The sequence below is a fragment of the Neisseria sp. WLZKY-1 genome, assembly GCF_046546535.1.
GTDB lineage: Bacteria > Pseudomonadota > Gammaproteobacteria > Burkholderiales > Neisseriaceae > Neisseria.
The window spans coordinates 29118-46826 of the sequence record NZ_JBKGTW010000007.1 but is presented as its reverse complement, the minus strand read 5'-3'; the positions used below and the strand labels follow the sequence as shown (position 1 = coordinate 46826).

At 62.5% G+C, this 17709-nt stretch carries 15 protein-coding genes, 2 tRNA genes and 1 other RNA gene; 8 read left to right on the top strand and 10 right to left on the bottom strand.

What is annotated here, in order from left to right; all coding sequences use genetic code 11:
* Window positions 1-368: 368 nt before the first annotated feature.
* Window positions 369-3137 (bottom strand): ribonuclease R, encoded by a 2769-nt coding sequence (gene rnr / locus ACLD9W_RS03695; protein WP_410840747.1) that lies wholly within the window; start codon window positions 3135-3137, stop codon window positions 369-371.
* 72 nt (window positions 3138-3209) lie between these two features.
* Here rnr and ACLD9W_RS03690 point away from each other — a divergent pair.
* Together ACLD9W_RS03690 and ACLD9W_RS03685 are read left to right on the top strand one after the other, a co-directional pair.
* Window positions 3210-3296: transfer RNA gene (locus ACLD9W_RS03690), tRNA-Leu, on the top strand.
* Window positions 3297-3335: 39 nt separating this feature from the next.
* Window positions 3336-3422, top strand: a tRNA-Leu gene (locus ACLD9W_RS03685).
* Window positions 3423-3602: 180 nt separating this feature from the next.
* Here the strand turns inward: ACLD9W_RS03685 and ACLD9W_RS03680 are convergent.
* From ACLD9W_RS03680 to rnpB, 3 genes are all read right to left on the bottom strand, one after another.
* Window positions 3603-4970 carry a DUF2868 domain-containing protein gene (locus ACLD9W_RS03680; RefSeq protein ID WP_410840773.1) on the bottom strand — a complete coding sequence of 456 codons (1368 nt, stop codon included), beginning with the start codon at window positions 4968-4970 and terminating at the stop codon, window positions 3603-3605.
* Between the two features lie 142 nt (window positions 4971-5112).
* Window positions 5113-5796 (bottom strand): 2,3-diphosphoglycerate-dependent phosphoglycerate mutase, encoded by a 684-nt coding sequence (locus ACLD9W_RS03675; RefSeq protein ID WP_410840746.1) that lies wholly within the window; start codon window positions 5794-5796, stop codon window positions 5113-5115.
* A gap of 79 nt (window positions 5797-5875) precedes the next feature.
* Window positions 5876-6239, bottom strand: an RNA gene (rnpB, locus tag ACLD9W_RS03670) — RNase P RNA component class A.
* 78 nt (window positions 6240-6317) lie between these two features.
* Between rnpB and ACLD9W_RS03665 the strand changes: the two genes are divergently transcribed.
* Window positions 6318-6533: a hypothetical protein gene (locus ACLD9W_RS03665; RefSeq protein ID WP_410840745.1), complete on the top strand. Its 216-nt coding sequence runs from the start codon at window positions 6318-6320 to the stop codon at window positions 6531-6533.
* Here the strand turns inward: ACLD9W_RS03665 and ACLD9W_RS03660 are convergent.
* Window positions 6530-6853: a hypothetical protein gene (locus tag ACLD9W_RS03660; RefSeq protein WP_410840744.1), complete on the bottom strand. Its 324-nt coding sequence runs from the start codon at window positions 6851-6853 to the stop codon at window positions 6530-6532. The genes ACLD9W_RS03665 and ACLD9W_RS03660 overlap by 4 nt on opposite strands.
* A 23-nt stretch (window positions 6854-6876) precedes the next feature.
* Window positions 6877-7317 (bottom strand): surface-adhesin E family protein, encoded by a 441-nt coding sequence (locus ACLD9W_RS03655; RefSeq protein ID WP_410840743.1) that lies wholly within the window; start codon window positions 7315-7317, stop codon window positions 6877-6879.
* 58 nt (window positions 7318-7375) lie between these two features.
* On the opposite strand from ACLD9W_RS03655, the gene recQ reads away from it, so the two are divergent.
* On the top strand, window positions 7376-9721 hold the full coding sequence (recQ, locus tag ACLD9W_RS03650; protein WP_410840742.1) for a DNA helicase RecQ: 2346 nt from the start codon (window positions 7376-7378) through the stop codon (window positions 9719-9721).
* Between the two features lie 130 nt (window positions 9722-9851).
* Complete coding sequence (locus ACLD9W_RS03645; protein ID WP_410840741.1) at window positions 9852-10340, top strand: DUF456 domain-containing protein; 489 nt, start codon at window positions 9852-9854, stop codon at window positions 10338-10340.
* A gap of 43 nt (window positions 10341-10383) precedes the next feature.
* Here ACLD9W_RS03645 and ACLD9W_RS03640 read toward each other — a convergent pair whose 3' ends face one another.
* Complete coding sequence (locus ACLD9W_RS03640; RefSeq protein ID WP_410840740.1) at window positions 10384-11802, bottom strand: ATP-binding protein; 1419 nt, start codon at window positions 11800-11802, stop codon at window positions 10384-10386.
* A 123-nt stretch (window positions 11803-11925) separates the two neighbouring features.
* Entirely contained in the window at window positions 11926-12588 is a 663-nt protein-coding gene (locus tag ACLD9W_RS03635) for a winged helix-turn-helix domain-containing protein (RefSeq protein ID WP_410840739.1), read from the bottom strand.
* Window positions 12589-12968: 380 nt separating this feature from the next.
* Between ACLD9W_RS03635 and ACLD9W_RS03630 the strand changes: the two genes are divergently transcribed.
* The 3 genes from ACLD9W_RS03630 to ACLD9W_RS03620 all read left to right on the top strand — a co-directional run bounded on the left by ACLD9W_RS03630 (window position 12969) and on the right by ACLD9W_RS03620 (window position 15208).
* Window positions 12969-13253 carry a PepSY domain-containing protein gene (locus ACLD9W_RS03630; protein ID WP_410840738.1) on the top strand — a complete coding sequence of 95 codons (285 nt, stop codon included), beginning with the start codon at window positions 12969-12971 and terminating at the stop codon, window positions 13251-13253.
* Window positions 13254-13310: 57 nt separating this feature from the next.
* The gene (locus ACLD9W_RS03625; RefSeq protein ID WP_410840737.1) at window positions 13311-13844 is read left to right on the top strand and encodes a PepSY domain-containing protein; all 534 of its coding nucleotides are present in this window, start codon (window positions 13311-13313) and stop codon (window positions 13842-13844) included.
* 404 nt (window positions 13845-14248) lie between these two features.
* On the top strand, window positions 14249-15208 hold the full coding sequence (locus ACLD9W_RS03620; protein ID WP_410840736.1) for a cation diffusion facilitator family transporter: 960 nt from the start codon (window positions 14249-14251) through the stop codon (window positions 15206-15208).
* A gap of 103 nt (window positions 15209-15311) precedes the next feature.
* Here ACLD9W_RS03620 and ACLD9W_RS03615 read toward each other — a convergent pair whose 3' ends face one another.
* Complete coding sequence (locus ACLD9W_RS03615; RefSeq protein ID WP_410840735.1) at window positions 15312-16607, bottom strand: FAD-binding domain-containing protein; 1296 nt, start codon at window positions 16605-16607, stop codon at window positions 15312-15314.
* A gap of 62 nt (window positions 16608-16669) precedes the next feature.
* Window positions 16670-17641, bottom strand: a complete 972-nt coding sequence (locus ACLD9W_RS03610) for a YheT family hydrolase (RefSeq protein WP_410840734.1) — start codon at window positions 17639-17641, stop codon at window positions 16670-16672.
* Window positions 17642-17709: the final 68 nt, after the last annotated feature.

The window sequence follows — 17709 nt, the reverse complement described above, 5'->3', positions numbered from 1 at the left end:
TTTGATTTTGTTGAAGCTCCGCTTTTAGACGGCCTTCGGGTATCCGCGCGGATTGTGTGCCGCAGGTGCGCGGGCGTTTTACGGAGCTGCTGCGCAGGTTGTTGTGACATCAAAAAACCGCGTGCGTTGCTGCGCAACACACCTTACTGGTGGCGGAAAAGCCGTCTGAAAGCCCTTGCGGGTTTCAGACGGCCTTCGGATATTCGTGCGGATCGTGTGCTGCAGGTGCATAGTCGATTTGCGGGGCTGCTGCGCAGGTTGTCGGGGCATCAAAAAACTGCGTGCGTTACTGCGCAACACACCCTACTGGTGGCGGAAAGGCCGTCTGAAAGCGCTTGCAGGGTTTCAGACGGCCTGTTGTTGCCGTGTCAGCGGGATTGTTTGTCCGTTTTCTTTTTGCGTGCGGCGGTTTTGCCGCTGCCGCGCGGTTTGCGGGTTTTGCCTTTTTCCTTTTTATCGGATGCATCGTCCGCCGTCGTTTTGCTTGGCGCGGCAGGGGCGCTGTCGGCGCGGCCGGAGACGAGGGTGATTTTGCCGTTGACGGTGGCGAGCACGCGGGCTTGGGTTGGCTGTGCGGCGGGTGCCGGGCTGTCGGAAGATGCTTTTCGGCTGTTTTCAGACGGCCTTTCCTGCGGTGCTGCCGTTTGCGGGGCGGCGGCTTCGCTGTTTTTCCCGCCGCGCTTGCGTTTGCGGCTTTTGGTGGGGGCGTCTTGCTGCTGTTTTGACTCTGTTAAAGCTGTGCTTTCAGACGGCCTTTCCTGAGGTGCTGCTGTTTGCGGGGCGGCTGCGGCTTCGGCCTTTTTCCCGCTGCGCTTGCGTTTGCGGCTTTTGGCGGGGGTGTCTTGCTGCTGTTTTGATTCTGTTGAAGCTGTGCTTTCAGACGGCCTGTTCTGCGGCGCTGCGGGCTGCGCGGCTGTTTCGGTTTTTTGTCTACCGCGTTGGCGTTTTCCTTCGCCGCCGCTGATAAGGGCGAGGTCGATTTTGCTGGTGTCAAGGTCGGCGCGGGTGACGCGGACGGTGACACGTCCGCCCATTTCAAAGCGGATGCCGCTGCGTTCGCCTTCGATGCGCATGACTTCGGGGCGGTAGTGGAAGTAGTCGGCGCCCAGGTCGCTGATGTGCACCATGCCTTCGATGTGGATGTCGTCGAGGGTGACGAAGAGGCCGAAGTTGGCCATGCCGGTGATGCGGCCGTCGAAGGTTTCGCCGACTTTGTCGCGCATGTAGTAGGTTTTGAGCCAGTTTTCGACGTCGCGGGAGGCGTCGTCGGCGCGGCGCTCGCAGGCGGATGTGTGCACGCCCGCTTCGTTCCATGATTCGGGGGCGTAGGCGCCGCCTTCGAGCACGGCTTTGATGGCGCGGTGCACCATGAGGTCGGGATAGCGGCGGATGGGGGAGGTGAAGTGGGCGTAATGCTCGTAGGCGAGGCCGAAGTGGCCTTGGTTTTCGGCTTCGTATACGGCCTGCTGCATGGAGCGCAGGAGCATGGTTTGGATGAGTTCGCGGTCGGGTCGGCCGCTGATTTTTTCAGCAAGCTCGGCGTAGTGTTTTGGGGTGGGTTTGTCGCCGCCGCCGAGACTGAGGCCGAGCAGGGCGAGTTGTTCGCGCAGAGCGGCGAGTTTTTCGGGGGTGGGACCGAGATGGTTGCGAAAGAGGCCGCGGTGTTTGTTTTTGATGAGGAAGTCGGCGGCGCAGACGTTGGCGGCCAGCATGCATTCTTCGATGAGTTTGTGCGCGTCGTTGCGGATAACGGGGACGATGCGCTCGATTTTGCCGTGGTCGTCAAACAGCATTTGCGTTTCGACGGTTTCAAACTCCATCGCGCCGCGCTGCGCGCGTTTTTTGTGCAGGATTTGGAAGAGTTTGTAGAGGGTTTCGATTTGGGTTTTGTGGGGGTAGTCGCCGCCCGCTTCGAGGTATTGCCAGACTTGGTCGTAGGTGAGGCGTGCGTGCGAGCGCATCACGGCGGGGTAGAAGCGGTATTCTTTGATGTTGCCGGCGTAGGTGACGGTCATGTCGCACACCATGCACAGGCGCTCGACCTCGGGATTGAGGGAGCAGATGCCGTTGGAAAGGTTTTCCGGCAGCATGGGGATGACGCGGCGCGGGAAGTAGACGCTGGTGGCGCGTTCGTAGGCGTCGCGGTCGATGGGTTCGCCCGGGCGGACGTAGTGGCTGACGTCGGCGATGGCGACGACCAGGCGGTAGTTGCGGCCTTGTTTTTCGGCGTAAACGGCGTCGTCGAAGTCGCGGGCGGTGGCGCCGTCGATGGTGATCAGCGGCAGTTTGCGCAGGTCTTCGCGGCCTTTGCGCTCGGCGGGGCGGACTTTGTCGGGGATTTTGGCGGCGGCTTGGGCGCAGGCGGCGGAAAATTCGTGCGGCAGGCGGTGTTTGCGCACGGCGATTTCGATTTCCATGCCGCTGTCGGCGTAATCGCCCAGCACTTCGGTGAGGCGGGCGACGGCGGGCTGGTGGTTGTGCGGGTAGCTTTCGATGCGGGCGGCGACGACTTGTCCCTGTTGTGGGGAGAGGGCGGCGACGGAATCGGGTTCGAGCAGGATGGCGCGGTTGAGACGCTTGTCTTCGGGCTCCATGATGGCGACGCCGTGGTCGAGATAGAAGCGGCCGACGACGTCGGTTTGCGCGCGTTCGATGATGTCGAGCACTTCGCCTTCCTGGCGGCCGCGGCGGTCGGTGCCGGCGGGGCGGACGGTGACGATGTCGCCGTGCATCAGGTTGCGCATCTGCCGTTCGTATAAAACGAAATCGGCCTGTTTGGGCAGCTTGTCGACGGGTACGGCAAAACCGAAGCCGTCTTTGTGCGCTTCGATGCGGCATTTGACCAGCTCCAGTTTCTGCCCCGCGCACACCGCGCCGCGGCGGTTGATGAGAATCTGCCCGTCGCGCGCCATCGCTTTCAGACGGCGTTCGAAAAATTCGTATTCCGCTTCGCTGATGGAGAGTTTTTCCGCCAGCGCGGGCATGGATAGCGGCACGCCCTCGTTTTCCAATATTTCGATAATCCATTCGCGGCTGGGCAGGGGGAATTCGTAGCGCTGCTGCTCGCGTGCCAAAAACGGGTCTTTTTCCCGAAGGCTTAAAGGTTTAGCTTTTTTCTTCATTTTTCTGATTGACATTCCTTAATGGGGATATATAATGCGCCCTTTCGGTCGGGCGTTACTTTAACGCAAGACGGATATTAAAGCAAAGCCCGGGTGGCGGAATTGGTAGACGCGCCAGCTTCAGGTGCTGGTATCCTCACGGGTGTGGAAGTTCGAGTCTTCTCCCGGGCACCAAACACTTTGCTTTGAAACGATGCTGTAAAAATTCGGATTGCCCAGGTGGCGGAATTGGTAGACGCGCCAGCTTCAGGTGCTGGTATCCTCACGGGTGTGGAAGTTCGAGTCTTCTCCTGGGCACCAAAAATAAAACAGCATGACAATGTAAAAACGAAAACAAAGCCGCATAAAGCGGTTTTTATTTTGCCCGCGTTTTGCGGGCGTTTTTGTTTACCGCGTGTGGCGGACGGGATGCACGAGGCCGTCTGAAAGGTTCGGGTTGGTTGAAACCGGGCTTTCAGACGGCCTTTTTGCGTTGTTTGTTCAACGCTCTTGTGATGCGCAGGCGCGTTGTTTTTGCGCGGCGTGCGGCGGGTCGAGCCACGGGAGGTTGAGGCTGTTGAGGGCGGCGTGCCATTGCGGCAGCAGGGCTTCGAGGCCGTCTGAAACCTGTTTGTCGGCCGTATCCTGCTGCAAGAGCTGGACGATGGCGCCGCCTTGCGCGGCGGCGGCGAGGGCGGCGGTTTGGCGCAGGATGCCGCGGTCGGGCACGGTGTGGGCGCGGATGCCAATCAGCAGGCGGACGGGTTGGGCGGCGAGGCGTTCGCGCAGGGCGGCTGCGGCGTCGCGGCTGTCGGCGCAGCCCTGGTCGAGCCAGTCTTGGCCGAGGACGTTTTTGTACCAGCCTTTGTCGGGCCATTCGGTTTCGAGCGTCACCGCCCATTTGGCCGCGCCGTTGTCGGCGGTGATGTCGGGCAGGGGAGCGGGCGCGGGTTCGCCGCCCTTGTCGGCGTCGGTGATGGCGCTTTGCCACTGGCGGATGATGTTTTGGTAATACGGTTTGTCGAGCGGCAGGGTTTCGGCGGCGCGGCGCAGGAGGAGGGTGCAGGCTGCCCAGGCGGCCAGGCGCGGCAGGATGCCGTAGCAGAGGATGCTGCCGATCAGCAGTCCTGACCAGGCGCGGGCGTGGGCGGCGTTGCCGTTCAGACGGCCTTGCAGCACGGCGGCATCGTCGGGCACAGGGAAACCGAGTGCGGCGGGCAGTTTGGCGAGGGCGGCGACAGTCTGTACCAGCGCGCCGTTGTCGAGCAGGGTGCTTTCCCAGTTGAAGGTGTACTGTCGCACGGTGAGCAGCAGCAGGATGCAGACGAGCATGCCGGCGAGGGTGCAGAGCCAGAGGCTGTGCGAGGCGGCGCCGATGCGCCAGCGCACGGCGGGTTTGCGCCATTCGTCTGCGTAAAGCCGCAATACGGCCTGGTTGATGCTGTCGCGGCCGCGCAGCCAGGTGGAGGGGCTGGAAACGGGCAGCAGGGTTTTGACGCGCAAAAAGACGGTTGCGGCGAGCCAGACGGCGAGCATGACGGTGTTGGTACCGAGCACGCCGGCGAGGATGAGGAAGAAGTTGAGGCCTTTTTCGTCCATCAGGACGAAGGTGGCGGAGAAGGCGGCAGAAAAGAGGGCGGTGGCGGCCACAACCCACAGCCAGAATACGCCTTGGCGGTTGCGTTGCAGGGCGTCGGCGAGGCGGCCGTCGCGGTCGGCCAGTTCGGCGCGGCGCAGCAGGCGCTCTTCCGTGCCGAGGCTGCTGTGGCGCAGGGATTCGGTAATCGGGGCGGGGTCGGCGGCGAAGAGGTGGCCGCTTTCTTCGAGAAGGCGGACGAGTTCGGCAAGTTGGCGGCGGGGGTCGAGCAGCATGGCGGTGCGGGCGGACAGAGGCCGTCTGAAAAGGCGTGGCGGCGCTTTCAGACGGCCTTGGGGCTGTTGACATTCGGCTTGCGGGACGGTTTTTTGCCAAAAATACTGCCGCGAGGCCGGTTGTCAACAGCCCCTGAGGTTAGAGATAGAATTTTTCGAGGACGTTGAGTTTGTCGTCGAGTTTGTACACCAACGGCTGGCCGGTGGGGATTTCGACGGACATGATGTCGTTGTCGCCGATGCCTTCGATGTGTTTGACGAGGGCGCGCAGGGAGTTACCGTGGGCGGCGACGAGGACGCGTTTGCCGCCCAAGACGGCGGGGGCGATGCGGTCGTGCCACACGGGCAGGACGCGTTCGAGGGTGGTTTTGAGGTTTTCGCCGTCGGGGATGATGTCGGCGGGCAGGTGGGCGTAGCGCGGGTCTTTGCGGGCGGAGAATTCGTCGTCGGCATCGAGCAGGGGCGGCAGGGTGTCGTAGCTTCTGCGCCAGATGCGCACTTGTTCGTCGCCGTATTGTTCGGCGGTTTGTTTTTTATCGAGTCCCTGCAAACGACCGTAGTGGCGCTCGTTCAGCCGCCATGTTTTGATTTGCGGAACGTAGAGCTGGTCGGATTCTTCGAGGACGATGTTGCAGGTTTTGATGGCGCGGGTGAGGACGGAGGTGAAGGCGAGGTCGAAGCGGTAGCCCTGTTCTTTGAGTTTGCGTCCGGCGGCCTGCGCTTCGGCGACGCCCTGTTCGCTGAGGTTGACGTCGCGCCAGCCGGTGAAGAGGTTTTTGGCGTTCCATTGGCTTTGGCCGTGGCGGATGAAGACGAGTTCCATGGTTTGCTCCTTTGGGTGTTTTGCGGTTTCCGGTTGGGGGAAGGCCGTCTGAAAGGGTTTTCAGACGGCCTGAATGGGGCACGCGGGCCGGACGGTAAGCCGGGTTCTGTCGCGGACAGTCATTCCTCTAGACGCGCCGTTGCCGGCGTGTTCAAGCGGCCTACCCGAACGCTCGGCGGGCAGCGTCAATGCGTTCTGTTTGGCCTTGCTGCGGATGGGGTTTAGCCTGCTGCGCCCTGTTGCCAGGGGCACGGTGCGCTCTTACCGCACCTTTTCACCCTTGCCCGTGCCGCTTTTTCAAGCGGCCGTCGGCGGTTTTGCTTTCTGTTCCACTTTCCGTCGCGTTGCCGCGCCCGGCCGTTAGCCGGCATCCTGCCCTGTGCAGCCCGGACTTTCCTCCCCGTATGCCTTACGCGATACGCGGCGACTGTCTGTCCGACCCGTGTGCGGCGCGGATTATAGCGGAAAAGGAAAAAGGCCGTCTGAAAAGCTGTAAACGCGTTTTCAGACGGCCTTAGGGCGTGTTGGTAATCAGCCTTGCGGCGGTATTTTTGGTAAAAATCCACGCCTGCCGCGTCAAAAATGTTCGCAAGATGTCCAATCTTGCTGCGCTTTTTTCCTTGCATCCGCAGATTTTTCCTCAAAAAACCGCTTCGCAAGCTGAATGTCAACACGCCCTAGGGCGTGTTGGTAATCAGTCTTGCGGAGGTGTAAAGCTGCGCTTTCAGACGGCCTAGCGGCTGCCGCGCGCGGCCTGCCAAGCGGCGTTGAGGCGCTCGCCCGCCTGTTGCAGGGCGGCGTCGTTGGCGGCTTTTTCCTGACGCATTTGTTCGACCTGCTGCGCGTAGGTTTGGATGTCGGCTTCGGCGGCGGCTTTCCTCTGGCGGGCGTTGGTGAGTTTTTCTTCTGCGAAGGCGAGTTTGGAATCGACGCTGTTTTGCTGCGACAGCGCCTGGCGGAAGGCGGCCTGGGCGCTGAGGAGTTCGTCGGCGGGGTCGGCCGACGCGGCGGCGGCGAAAGTGAGGGCGAGGGCGGGAAGCAGGAGGCGGATGTTCATTTTATGTTCCTCGAAAATGCGGTTTACGGCGCGCAGACGATTTTGCGCTGCTCGTCGGTCAGCGAGTTGGGCGGCACGGCCATCGGACGGATGTCGACTGCGGTGTAGCTTTCGTTGGAGACGATATTGCCTTTTTCGTCGTACAGCGTGGACGCGGTGAGGCGGAAGGTTTTGTTGGTGCAGTGCATTTCCCAAGTGCTGATGGCGGTTTTGTAGGCGGGAACGTTAACGAATCGTTCGTTTTTCATGTCGACGACGATTTTGCGGTCGCGGAAGGTGACGAGTGCGCCGTTGCGTTTGATGCTGTTTTTATCGACGGCCAGCATCAGGTTGCCGTTGCCCGCCTCGCCCATATTGTGCCAGTCGCCGCCGCCCTGCGGGATGTTGGCCGTTTGGCAGGCGGCAAGAAAAAAAGCCGCTGCGGCGGGCAGTGCGGCAAGGCGGAGCGTGCGTTTTGCGTTCATTTGCTATCCTTTCAGACGGCCTTTACAATAACGCGCCCATTATAACGGAAAACATTTTATGTCCAACCCGCGTGCGCTCGAGATACTGAACGGTGTGTTCGGCTATCCCGCCTTTCGCGGCAGCCAGGCCGAAATCGTTGACACGCTCGCGCGGGGCGAAAGCCTGCTGGTGCTGATGCCCACGGGCGGCGGCAAATCGCTGTGCTACCAGATTCCCGCGCTGATGCGCGAGGGCGTGGCCGTTGTCGTGTCGCCGCTGATTGCGCTGATGAACGACCAGGTCGCCAACCTGCGCGCGGCGGGCGTGCATTGTGCGGCGGTGCACAGCGGCACGCCGCCCGACGAGGTGCGACAGATTGCCGAAGACATCGCGCAAGGCCGTCTGAAACTGCTTTATGTGTCGCCCGAACGCCTCGTTACCGAGCGTTTTTTACGTTTTCTCGACCACACCCCCGTCAGCCTGTTCGCCATCGACGAAGCCCACTGCGTCAGCCAGTGGGGGCACGACTTCCGCCCCGAATACCGCCGCCTCGGCCTTCTGGCCGAACGCTTCCCCGGCATCCCCCGCATCGCCCTCACCGCCACCGCCGACGCCGAAACCCGCGCCGACATCAAACACTATCTCCAACTCGAAAACGCCCGCGAATTCGTTGCCGGTTTCGACCGCCCGAACATCTATTACCAAGTCGTCGAAAAAAACGGCGGCAAAAAGCAGCTCCTGCAATTCATCAAACAGCAGCCGCCCGGGCAAAGCGGCATCGTCTACTGCCTGAGCCGCAAAAAAGTCGACGACACCGCCGCCTTCCTCAACGAAAACGGCATCCCCGCCGCCGCCTACCACGCGGGCATGGACATGGCGCAGCGCGAAGCCGCCCAACACCGCTTCACCCACGAAGACGGCCTCACCATCGTCGCCACCGTCGCCTTCGGCATGGGCATCGACAAACCCGACGTGCGCTTCGTCGCCCACCTCGACATGCCGCAGAGCATCGAACACTTCTATCAGGAAAGTGGCCGCGCCGGACGCGACGGCCTGCCCGCGCAAAGCTGGCTGTGCTACGGCCTCAACGACTACGCCCTGCTGCGCGAGCGCATCCAAACCGGCACGGGCGACGACTTCCAAAAACAAATCGAGCTGCAAAAACTCGACGCCATGTTTGCCGTGTGCGAAACCGCCGCCTGCCGCCGCGCCGCCCTGCTGCGCCACTTCGGCGAAACCATTGAACCCTGCGGCCACTGCGACAACTGCCTGCACCCGCCCGTGCGCTTCGACGCCACCGAAAACGTGCGCAAACTCCTCAGCTGCGTCTACCGCGCCGGACAACGCTTCTCCTCCGGCTACATCATCAACGTCCTGCGCGGCAAAGCCGACCAATGGATACGCGACAACCGCCACGACACCCTCTCCACCTACGGCATCGGCGCCGATTTGTCCGACAAAGAATGGCGCGGCATCATCCGCCAGTGCATCGGCTTGGGTTATCTCGAAACCGACGCGCAAAACTACCACGCCCTACGCCTCACCGAGGCCGCCGTGCCCGTGCTCAAAGGCAGCGAAACCGTCATGCTGCGCCCGCTCAAACGCGACAAAGCCGCCACCCGCACCCCGCAGGACACCTGGCTGCGTACCGAGCGCGAAGAACGCCTGTGGCAGGCGCTGCGCCACTGGCGGCTCGAACGCGCCCGCGCCGAAGAAGTGCCCGCCTACGTCGTCTGCGGCGACAAAACCCTGCGCGATCTGGTGGAAAAACAACCGCAAAGCCGCGCCGCCCTGCACGACATCTATGGCCTGGGCGCGGCCAAAATCGACAAATACGGCGACGAAATCCTCGCCGTCACCGCCGCCGCGCAGGAACACAACAGGCCGTCTGAAACAGACTTTGCCGCCGCCCCGCCCGCTCTTTCAGACGGCCTCAAAGACACAGACGGCAACCCCCGCGCCGCCGAACTCGCCGTCGCCCTGCGCCAATGGCGCCAGCGTCAGGCCGAAAGCGAAAACACCGCCCTGCACACCGTCTGCCCCGACGACAGCATAGACGACCTGTCGCGCAACCCGCCCGCCGAAACCATAGACCTCGCCGCCGTTTACGGCCTCGGCAAAGTGCGGATCGAACGCTACGGCGCCGACATCCTCGCCATCTGCCGCCCCTTTTCAGACGGCCTGCCGCCTGCGGCCGAACGCCGCCGCAACCTCGCCCGCCGCCTGACACAATGGTGCGCCGCCACCGCCGCCGCCGAAGGCGAAGAAGACTTCCGCATCCTCAGCAAAATCACCCTGCGCGCCATCGCCGCCAAACAGCCGCAAACCCCGGACGACCTGGCCGCCATCCACGGCATGGGCGCGGAAAAAACCGCCCGCTACGGCAGCGAAATCCTGCAAATCTGCCGCGAAGAGGCCGTCTGAAAAAGCGCGTCGGCACGCGGCAGGCTTTGCCCGTTTTTTCAGACGGCCGCCGCAGTGCACAGGCCGTCTGAAAGCCTTGTTTGAGGCCGTCTGAAACCGTTTCAGACGGCCTCCCTACGAAAGGACACCCATGACCGTTTTCCTGATTATCCTCGGCATTGCCGCCTTGGCCGCCGGTCTGTTCGGCACGGTTTATCCCGCGCTGCCCGGCCTGATACTGATGTTTGCGGGCGCGTGGCTGCTCGGTTATGCCGACGGCTACCAAACGATAGGCGGCGGCACGATTGCCGCCGTCGGCATCCTCGCCGCCATCGGCACGGCCACCGACTACGTCGCGGGCGTGCTCGGCGCCAAATTCACCGGCGCGAGCCGCGAAGCGCTGTGGGGCTCGTTTTTCGGCGGCATCGCCGGAGCTTTCTTCGGCATCCCCGGCCTGCTGCTCGGCCCGCTGCTCGGCGCGGCCGCAGGCGAATTCGCCGCCCGCCGCGAAGCCTTGCGCGCGGGAAAAGTCGGCCTCGGCGCCTTCGTCGGCTTCATTGTCGGCACGGCCGCCAAAATCGGCTGCGCCGCCGCCATCGTGCTGACCCTGCTGGGCGTGTGGCTCTACGGCCTGTTTTGAAAACCTGTTTTCAGACGGCCTTTGTTTTTTTTCAGACGGCCTTTCAGACGGCCTGTTCTATCCACGCGCTCAGGCCGCCTTCGCGGCGGTTTTCCAAGCGCAGGGTCAGGCCGTGCAGGGCGGCGATCTGTTCGACGATGGAGAGGCCGAGGCCGCTGCCTTGGCCGTTTTGTCCGGCGGGGCGGTAGAAGCGTTCTTTGATGCGCGGCAGGTGTTCGGCGGCGATGCCGGCTCCGTGGTCGCGGATTTCGATGCGCTCGGGGTAGAAGTACAGGCCGACTTCGCTCTCTTTAGGCGAGTGGCGCACGGCGTTGTCGATGAGGTTGCGCAACATGAGTTGCAGCAAAACGGGGTCGCCTTGCAGCGGCAGGGGGCGGCCGGCGAAGTCGCGTTTGAGGCGGATGCGTTTTTCGCGGGCGGCGGTGTTGGCCTGTTGCAAAACTTGGCCGCTGAGGGTTTCCCAATCGATGTCTTCGCGCCGCGCGAGGCCGCTTTCGGGGTCGAGGCGGGCGAGGGTGAGGAGCTGGTTGATGAGGTGTTCGGCGCGTTCGAGGCTTTGGCGGATTTGGTGCAGGTGGTGCGGCTGCTCGTCGGGGTCGCTGAGGGCGAGCACTTCGCTTTGCACTTTGAGCGCGGCCAGCGGGCTGCGCAGTTCGTGTGCGGCGTCGGCGGTGAAGCGTTTTTCGCGCTCGGAGGCCGTCTGAACGCGCTCGAGCAGGCGGTTGAGGGCGTTGACGACAGCTTGGGTTTCTTTGGGTACGGCGTGGGTAACGGGGGTAAGGTTGTCAGCGCGGCGTTCGGAGAGTTCGCGCGCCAGCAGATCGAGCGGGCGGATGCTGCGTTTGACGGCCAGATGCAGGAGGATGGCGAGCAGGGGTAGGACGAACAGGGAGGCGGCAAGCTGCACCCAGACGATGTGCCAGAGCATTTCGAGGCGTTCGTGCCAGCGTTGGGCAACGGCGGCGGTGAGGCCGGTGGCGTCGTTGCGGTAGTAGACGACGCGCCAGCTGTCGTCGCTCCAGACGGGGGCGGTGTCGGTGAAGCCGGGGGTGTCGCTGAAGGGAATGCGGCGGCCTTTTTCGTCGGCCAAAAGCAGGCGGCCGCGTTTGTCCCAGATGGCGATGCCGTTGTGTTTGTCTTTGGCACTGCCGCGCCGCGCTTCTTCAAAGCTGTGTTTGATTTTGGGCAGGAGGATGGTTTCCCAGTCGGCTTGGCCTTCGGCGTCGTCTTCGTCTTCATCGTCGGCATCGTCGTCGTGTTCGTCGTCTTCGATGTCGATATAGGGCAGGGCGCGGGCGAGTTCGCTTATCTGGCTGTCGGCCGATTCGTTGAGCTCGTTCAGGGCGAGGGTGAGGGAAACGGCGTTGGTAACGAGCCAGACGGCAAACAGGCCGCCCGCCAGATAGTAGAACAGGCGGGTGCGGATGGCGGTTTCGGGCGGCAGGGTTTTGAAAAGGGGCATGGCGTGTTGTCAGTGATTGGGGAGGGCAGACGGCCTCTGTATCGGTGAGGCCGTCTGAAAACTGTGATGGCGGGGGATATGGTTTTCAGACGGCCTTGCATTGCAAACCAGATGCAAACAGCCCTAGGGCGCTTCGCCGAGGCAGTAGCCCAGTCCGCGCTTGGTTTGGATAACGGAAGCGCCGATTTTTTTGCGCAGGTTGTGGATGTGCACTTCCACGGCGTTGCTTTCCACTTCCTGCTCCCAGCCGTAGAGGCGGTCTTCGATTTGCGCGCGGCTGACGATGTGTTTGGGCTTGGACACCAGCATTTCGAGCAGACGCCATTCGCGGGCGGTCAGGTCGAGCGGCTCGCCGCCGAGGGTGGCCGTTTGCGCGGCGGTGTCGAGTTTCAGACGGCCGAAGGTCAGGCCGCTGTCGCTGCGCCCTTGGCTGCGGCGCACGAGGGCGTTGAGCCGCGCGGCGAGTTCTTCGAGGGCAAAGGGTTTACACAAATAGTCGTCCGCGCCGCCGTTCAAACCGGCGAGGCGGTCGGGCAGCGCGTCGCGGGCGGTGAGGATTAACACGGGAAAGCTCAGGCCGCTTTGCCGCCACGCACGCAAGACTTCCATACCGTCCATGCCCGGCAGGCCGAGGTCGAGCACGGCGGCGTCGTAAGGCGCGAGGGCGGCGGCGTCGCGCCCTTGGAGGCCGTCTGAAAACCAGTCGGCGGCCATGCCGAGCTTTTTCAAACCGGCGGCGATGCCGTCGCCGATGTGGGGGTCGTCTTCTATCAACAATATGCGCATGGGAGATTCCGTATGAGTGAGAGGCCGTCTGAAAGGCGTTCAGACGGCCTGTATTAAAGCACGGTTTGATTAAGGAAAGCTTAATAGTGAGCCAAAATAAAAAATCTACGGCGTTGCTGCGCCTTGTCGTACTACCTGTACTGTCTGCGGCTTGCTGCTTTGTATCTTTTTTATTTTGACTCACTATAAACAAAACGCGTATACCAAACGGGCAATTAAATTTGTTTGTTTTAAAAACAATAGATTGAATAAAAATCCGCATCAAAATGCCTTCTTAAGATTCGCTTAATCTTGCTTTGGTTTAATGCGCTCCATCGAAAGGGATGGCAGCAGAAAAACATCCCGCCCCATTTACCTCAAACCGAAAAAAGGAATCCGACATGAAAAAATCCCTCTTCACCGCCCTGATCGCCCTCACCGCCGCCGCTTCTTTTGCCGACGACCACATCGAGCGTCAGATTTACAGCGACAGGAATTTCGAGCAAAACCGCACCAAAGCAGTGAAAATGCTGGAAAAACGCGGCTATCAGGTTCAAGAAGTCGAAGCCGACGACCGTCGCGGCAAACCCGTTTTGGACATCGACGCCTATAAAAACGGCCGCAAATACGACATCGTGCTCTCCTACCCCGACCTGAAAATCATCAAAGAGCGCATCGACTATTGATTTTCCGTTTTCCGATTATCCTTTAGCCATCATTCAGACACCAAAGAAAGAAACCTTATGAAAGCCAACAAAAAAAGCATCATCGCCGCCCTCGTCACCGCCGCCCTCCTGAGCACCGCAGGCGCGGGCGCCTACGCCGCAGGCATGGTTCCCGGCAGCAAACACGCCGCCCTCGCGCAAAGCAAAATCAGCGCCGCCCAAGCCGTCGATTACGCGCTGGCCAAAGTCAAAGGACAGGCCGTCGACGTCGACTTCCGCCACAAACACGGCCAAAGCTACTACAAAGTCGAAATCATGAACGGCAGCGAAGAGACCGAAGTATTCGTCGACGCCGCCAACGGCAGCATCATCGACAGCCGCCCCGACTACGACAGCAAACCGCGCCGCCCCGTGCCGCAGACCGGCATTTCGCTGAAACAGGCCATTGCCGCCGCCGAAACGAAAACCGGCGGCCGCGCCAAAGAAGCCGAGTTGAAATACAAACGCGACCTGCCAGTATATGAAGTGGGAACGGTTAACGGCGCACGCAAATACGAAGTGCGCGTCAACGCCGCCGATGGTCAGGTTCTCTCCTCGCATCTGGATTTCTAGGGCCTGTTGACATTCAGCTTGCGAGACGGTTTTTTGAGTAAAAAATGCCCAAATGCAAGGAAAAAAGCACAGCAAGGTTGGACACCTTGCGAGCATTTTTGACGCGGCAGGCGGGTATTTTTTGCCAAAAACACCGCCGCAACGCTGATTGTCAACAGACCCTAAGGTATTCCGTTTGCCCCTCAGGCCGTCTGAATCATTTTTAGACGGCCTTTTCCGTTTTAGGCCGTCTGAAAACCCCGTCTCGCCCCCTTTCGGCTATAGTGAAACAAAATAGAAAATCTACGGCGTTGCTGCGCCTTGCCGTACTACTTGTACTGTCTGCGGCTTGCTGCCTTGTATCTTTCCTATTTTGTTTCACTATACAATCTGCCGTTTCCCACATAAGGAATAAGGAGCAGAACATGAGCGCCGGCCATCATCACGACCATGCCCACGGCCACGGCCACACCGCCAACAAAAAAGTGCTGGCCGTGTCCTTCTTCATCATCGCGGGCTATATGCTGGTGGAAATCGTCGGCGGCCTCGCCACCGGCTCGCTGGCGCTGCTCTCCGACGCTGGACACATGCTCTCCGACGCCCTTTCCGTCGGCCTGTCGCTTTTAGCCTTCAAACTCGGCGAAAAAGCAGTGAACAGCAGCCAGACCTTCGGCTACAAACGCGCCGAAATCCTCTTTGCCCTGTTCAACGGCCTCACCCTGCTGGCAATTGCCGTGTTCGTCGTGATCGAAGCCGTCGAACGGCTGGACAACCCGCCCGCCGTTGCCGGCGCGGGCATGTTGGCGGTGGGCGCCGTCGGACTGGCCGTCAACCTTTTCGTCGCCCGCTATATGCACAGCCGCGGCAGCGTGCACGAAAATATCAACATGAAAAGCGCCTACCTGCACGTTTTGGGCGACCTGCTCGGCTCGCTGGGCGCCGTGGCCGCCGCCCTGCTGCTGATGTTTTTCGACTGGCGCTGGGCCGACCCCGTTATCAGCGTACTCATCGCCCTGCTTATCGCCAACAGCGGCGCTTCCGTGCTGCGCCACACCCTGCACATCCTGATGCAGGGCGCGCCGCCGCATATCGACCAAGCCGCGCTGGTTGCCGAAATCCGCGCCGTGCCGCAGGTGCTGGGCGTGCACGACCTGCACATCTGGACACTCACCAGCAGCCGCCACCTGCTATCCGCCCACCTCGTACTCGACGGCGCGCTCACCGTGCGCGAAGCGCAGGTCGTCGTCCGCACCGTGGAAGAGCTGGCGCGCGGCAAAGGCATCGGCCACATCACCCTGCAAACCGACGCGCAAGACCATACCCACGGCGACCATCTCTACTGCCAAACCGAAGACGCCGATAACGGCCACAGCCGCCACCATTAGCCGAACCCGCCGCACAAACGCAAAAGGCCGTCTGAAAACCGCTTTTACGGGTTTTCAGACGGCCTTTCGGGTTTCAGACGGCCTTTGTTTCGATGCCGCGCGCTCAGAAATCCGCCATCGGTGCGGGGTAGCCGTTGCGCTCGATGCCGCTGCCTGCGCGGTGCGGTGCGTGGATCAGGCTGCTGTCCAGGTGTGCCAGTTCGGGCAGGTGGCTGCGGATGAAGCGGCCGTCGGGGTCGAGGTGCTGCGATTGGACGAAGGGGTTTTTCAGACGGCCTGCCGCTGCTTCCCGACAGCCGGCGCGGCAGAGGGCGGGGTCGTAGTCGGCGAGGGTGTCGGCGAAAAAGCGTTCTGCCGCCGCAGCGGGCATATCGGGCAGGGCGGCGGGGAAGGCGGCGCACAGCAGGCGCAGGCGCGGGTGCAGCCAGCCGCTGCGCACGAGCGAGCGCATGGCGGCGTCGACAAGCGGCACGCCCGTTTCGCCGCGCTGCCAGCGACTCAGGGCTTCGCTGCGGGCGCTGTCGGCGGCGGGTGTTTCGGGCGGCGGCGCGCTCGGCAGGATTTCGCGCAGGCCGCCGTTTTCCCACGTCCACAGGCCGTCTGAAAACGGCATTTTGCGGCGGCAGTAGTCGGCGTAAACCAAGCCTTCGAGCCATTGCGGCGCGTCTTGGCGCAGGGCTTCGCGGGCGAGGGCGCGCACTGACAGGAGGCCGAAGCGCAGGGCGGCGGAGAGCTGCGATGTGCCTTTTTGCGCGGGCAGGTCTTTGAGCAGGGGGTAGAGCGCCAGTTTGGGAACGAACGCGCGCCAGGCGGCCTGCGCCGCGGTTTCGCCGCCCTGCTGCAACAGCGGCGCGTCGGGGGCGTCGGGCAGCGGCGGTACGTCGCGCAGCTCTTCGGGCAGGCCGCGCTGTATGCGCTCTGCCGCCGCCCAATCGGGTTCGCCGTCTGCGCCGTCGTCGGCCTGCGCCTGCCGCAGCCATGCTTGCCGGAACACGGAAAAATCGGGCGGCGGCGCGGCATCGGCGCCGTGGCGCATGACGGGCACGGCGAGGATTTCTTCCTGTACGCGCAGCACGCGGTTTGCGGCTTCGCTGCCGGCCAGGCGTACGGCCTGCGCTGTGACGAGGCGGGCGGACGGGTGACGCGCCATCAGGCCGTTTAGGGCGTCTGCGGCGCTGCCGTGCAAAACGTGCAGCGGGATGCCGTGTGCGGCGAGGCCGTCTGAAAGTTCGGCCAGCGTTTGCCGCAGAAAGGTCTGTTGGCGCGGGTTGGCGTGCTGCGGCCAGACGAACACGCCCGCCACGGGCAGGCCAAAGCGCAGCGCCGCGTTCAGGGCGGGGTTGGCGGCAAGGCGCAGGTTGCGGGTGAAGTGGAGCAGGATAAGGGTGGGTGCGGGCATGAGGAGGCCGTCTGAAAAAAAGGAAAAGGTTGCGGGGGCGGTTTTCGGCGGTCGGCGCGTGTTCAGACGGCCTCTTTGCCGTTGGCGCGGCGGACTTGGTCGAAAAAACGCAGCACGGTTTCGGGCAGCCAGCGCAGATGGCCGAGGCTGCCGCCGGAGACAAAGCCCGCATGGCCGCCGTGTTCGGGTTGCAGCAGGCGCACTTGCGGGGAAACGTCATGTTCGGCTGGCAGAAAACGCGCGGGCAGGAAGGGGTCGTTTTTGGCGTTGACGATCAGGGTGGGCACGGCGATGTTGCACAGGTAGGGCAGGGCGGCGGCTTGGCGGTAGTAGTCGTCTTTGTCGGCGAAGCCGTGCATGGGGGCGGTGTAGGCGTTGTCGAAATCGCCGAGGGTGCGGATTTTGCGATCGGACGGCGGCATTTTCGCCAGCAGGCTGCTAAGGAAATAGCGGGTGTAGATGAGGCGCGGCAGGCCGCTCTCGAGGGCAGCGCCCGAGGCGGCGAGGTTGACGGGGGCGGAGAGGACGGCGGCGGCGCGCGGCACGGCGGGCGCGTTCAGACGGCCTTGTTCGCCGAGGTATTTGGCCAGCGCGTTGCCGCCGAGGGAGACGCCGACGGCGTAGATTTCGCGGTAGCGCGCGGCGAGCAGGCCGAGCATGTGGGCAATTTCGCGGGTGTCGCCGCTGTGGTATTTGCGTTTGGCGGGAACGCCGCCGCAACTTCTGAAATGGGCGACGACGCCGTGCCAGCCGCACGCCTGCACGGCGTGCATGAGTTCGACGGCGTAGTGGCTGCGGCTGCTGCCTTCGAGGCCGTGGAAGAGGATGACCAGCGGCGCGTCGGGGTTGGCCGCGTCGACGAAATCGTAGGCGGCCAGGTCTTCGCCGTAGCTGTCGGGCAGCAGCTCGCGGCGGTAGGCGGGCGGCGGGCTTTGCCGCATCTTGGCGTAGATGCTTTGCAGGTGGCCGCCGACGAGCCAGCGGGGGCTGCAAAAAGGCGGCAGGTCGGGAAGTTTGTTGTGGTTTGGGGTCATGTCGGCAAGGGCAGGAGGCCGTCTGAAAGCGTGTTTGCGGTTTTCAGACGGCCTTTGGACTTTCGGGC

What these genes read in the sequence shown, in the direction of transcription:
- ACLD9W_RS03615 (WP_410840735.1), bottom strand. Translation starts at nt 16,607, where the DNA reads ATGCCCGCACCCACCCTTATCCTGCTCCACTTCACCCGCAACCTGCGC.
- ACLD9W_RS03655 (WP_410840743.1), bottom strand. Translation starts at nt 7,317, where the DNA reads ATGAACGCAAAACGCACGCTCCGCCTTGCCGCACTGCCCGCCGCAGCG.
- ACLD9W_RS03645 (WP_410840741.1), top strand. Translation starts at nt 9,852, where the DNA reads ATGACCGTTTTCCTGATTATCCTCGGCATTGCCGCCTTGGCCGCCGGT.
- ACLD9W_RS03630 (WP_410840738.1), top strand. Translation starts at nt 12,969, where the DNA reads ATGAAAAAATCCCTCTTCACCGCCCTGATCGCCCTCACCGCCGCCGCT.
- ACLD9W_RS03640 (WP_410840740.1), bottom strand. Translation starts at nt 11,802, where the DNA reads ATGCCCCTTTTCAAAACCCTGCCGCCCGAAACCGCCATCCGCACCCGC.
- ACLD9W_RS03610 (WP_410840734.1), bottom strand. Translation starts at nt 17,641, where the DNA reads ATGACCCCAAACCACAACAAACTTCCCGACCTGCCGCCTTTTTGCAGC.
- rnr (WP_410840747.1), bottom strand. Translation starts at nt 3,137, where the DNA reads ATGTCAATCAGAAAAATGAAGAAAAAAGCTAAACCTTTAAGCCTTCGG.
- recQ (WP_410840742.1), top strand. Translation starts at nt 7,376, where the DNA reads ATGTCCAACCCGCGTGCGCTCGAGATACTGAACGGTGTGTTCGGCTAT.
- ACLD9W_RS03635 (WP_410840739.1), bottom strand. Translation starts at nt 12,588, where the DNA reads ATGCGCATATTGTTGATAGAAGACGACCCCCACATCGGCGACGGCATC.
- ACLD9W_RS03620 (WP_410840736.1), top strand. Translation starts at nt 14,249, where the DNA reads ATGAGCGCCGGCCATCATCACGACCATGCCCACGGCCACGGCCACACC.
- ACLD9W_RS03675 (WP_410840746.1), bottom strand. Translation starts at nt 5,796, where the DNA reads ATGGAACTCGTCTTCATCCGCCACGGCCAAAGCCAATGGAACGCCAAA.
- ACLD9W_RS03625 (WP_410840737.1), top strand. Translation starts at nt 13,311, where the DNA reads ATGAAAGCCAACAAAAAAAGCATCATCGCCGCCCTCGTCACCGCCGCC.
- ACLD9W_RS03660 (WP_410840744.1), bottom strand. Translation starts at nt 6,853, where the DNA reads ATGAACATCCGCCTCCTGCTTCCCGCCCTCGCCCTCACTTTCGCCGCC.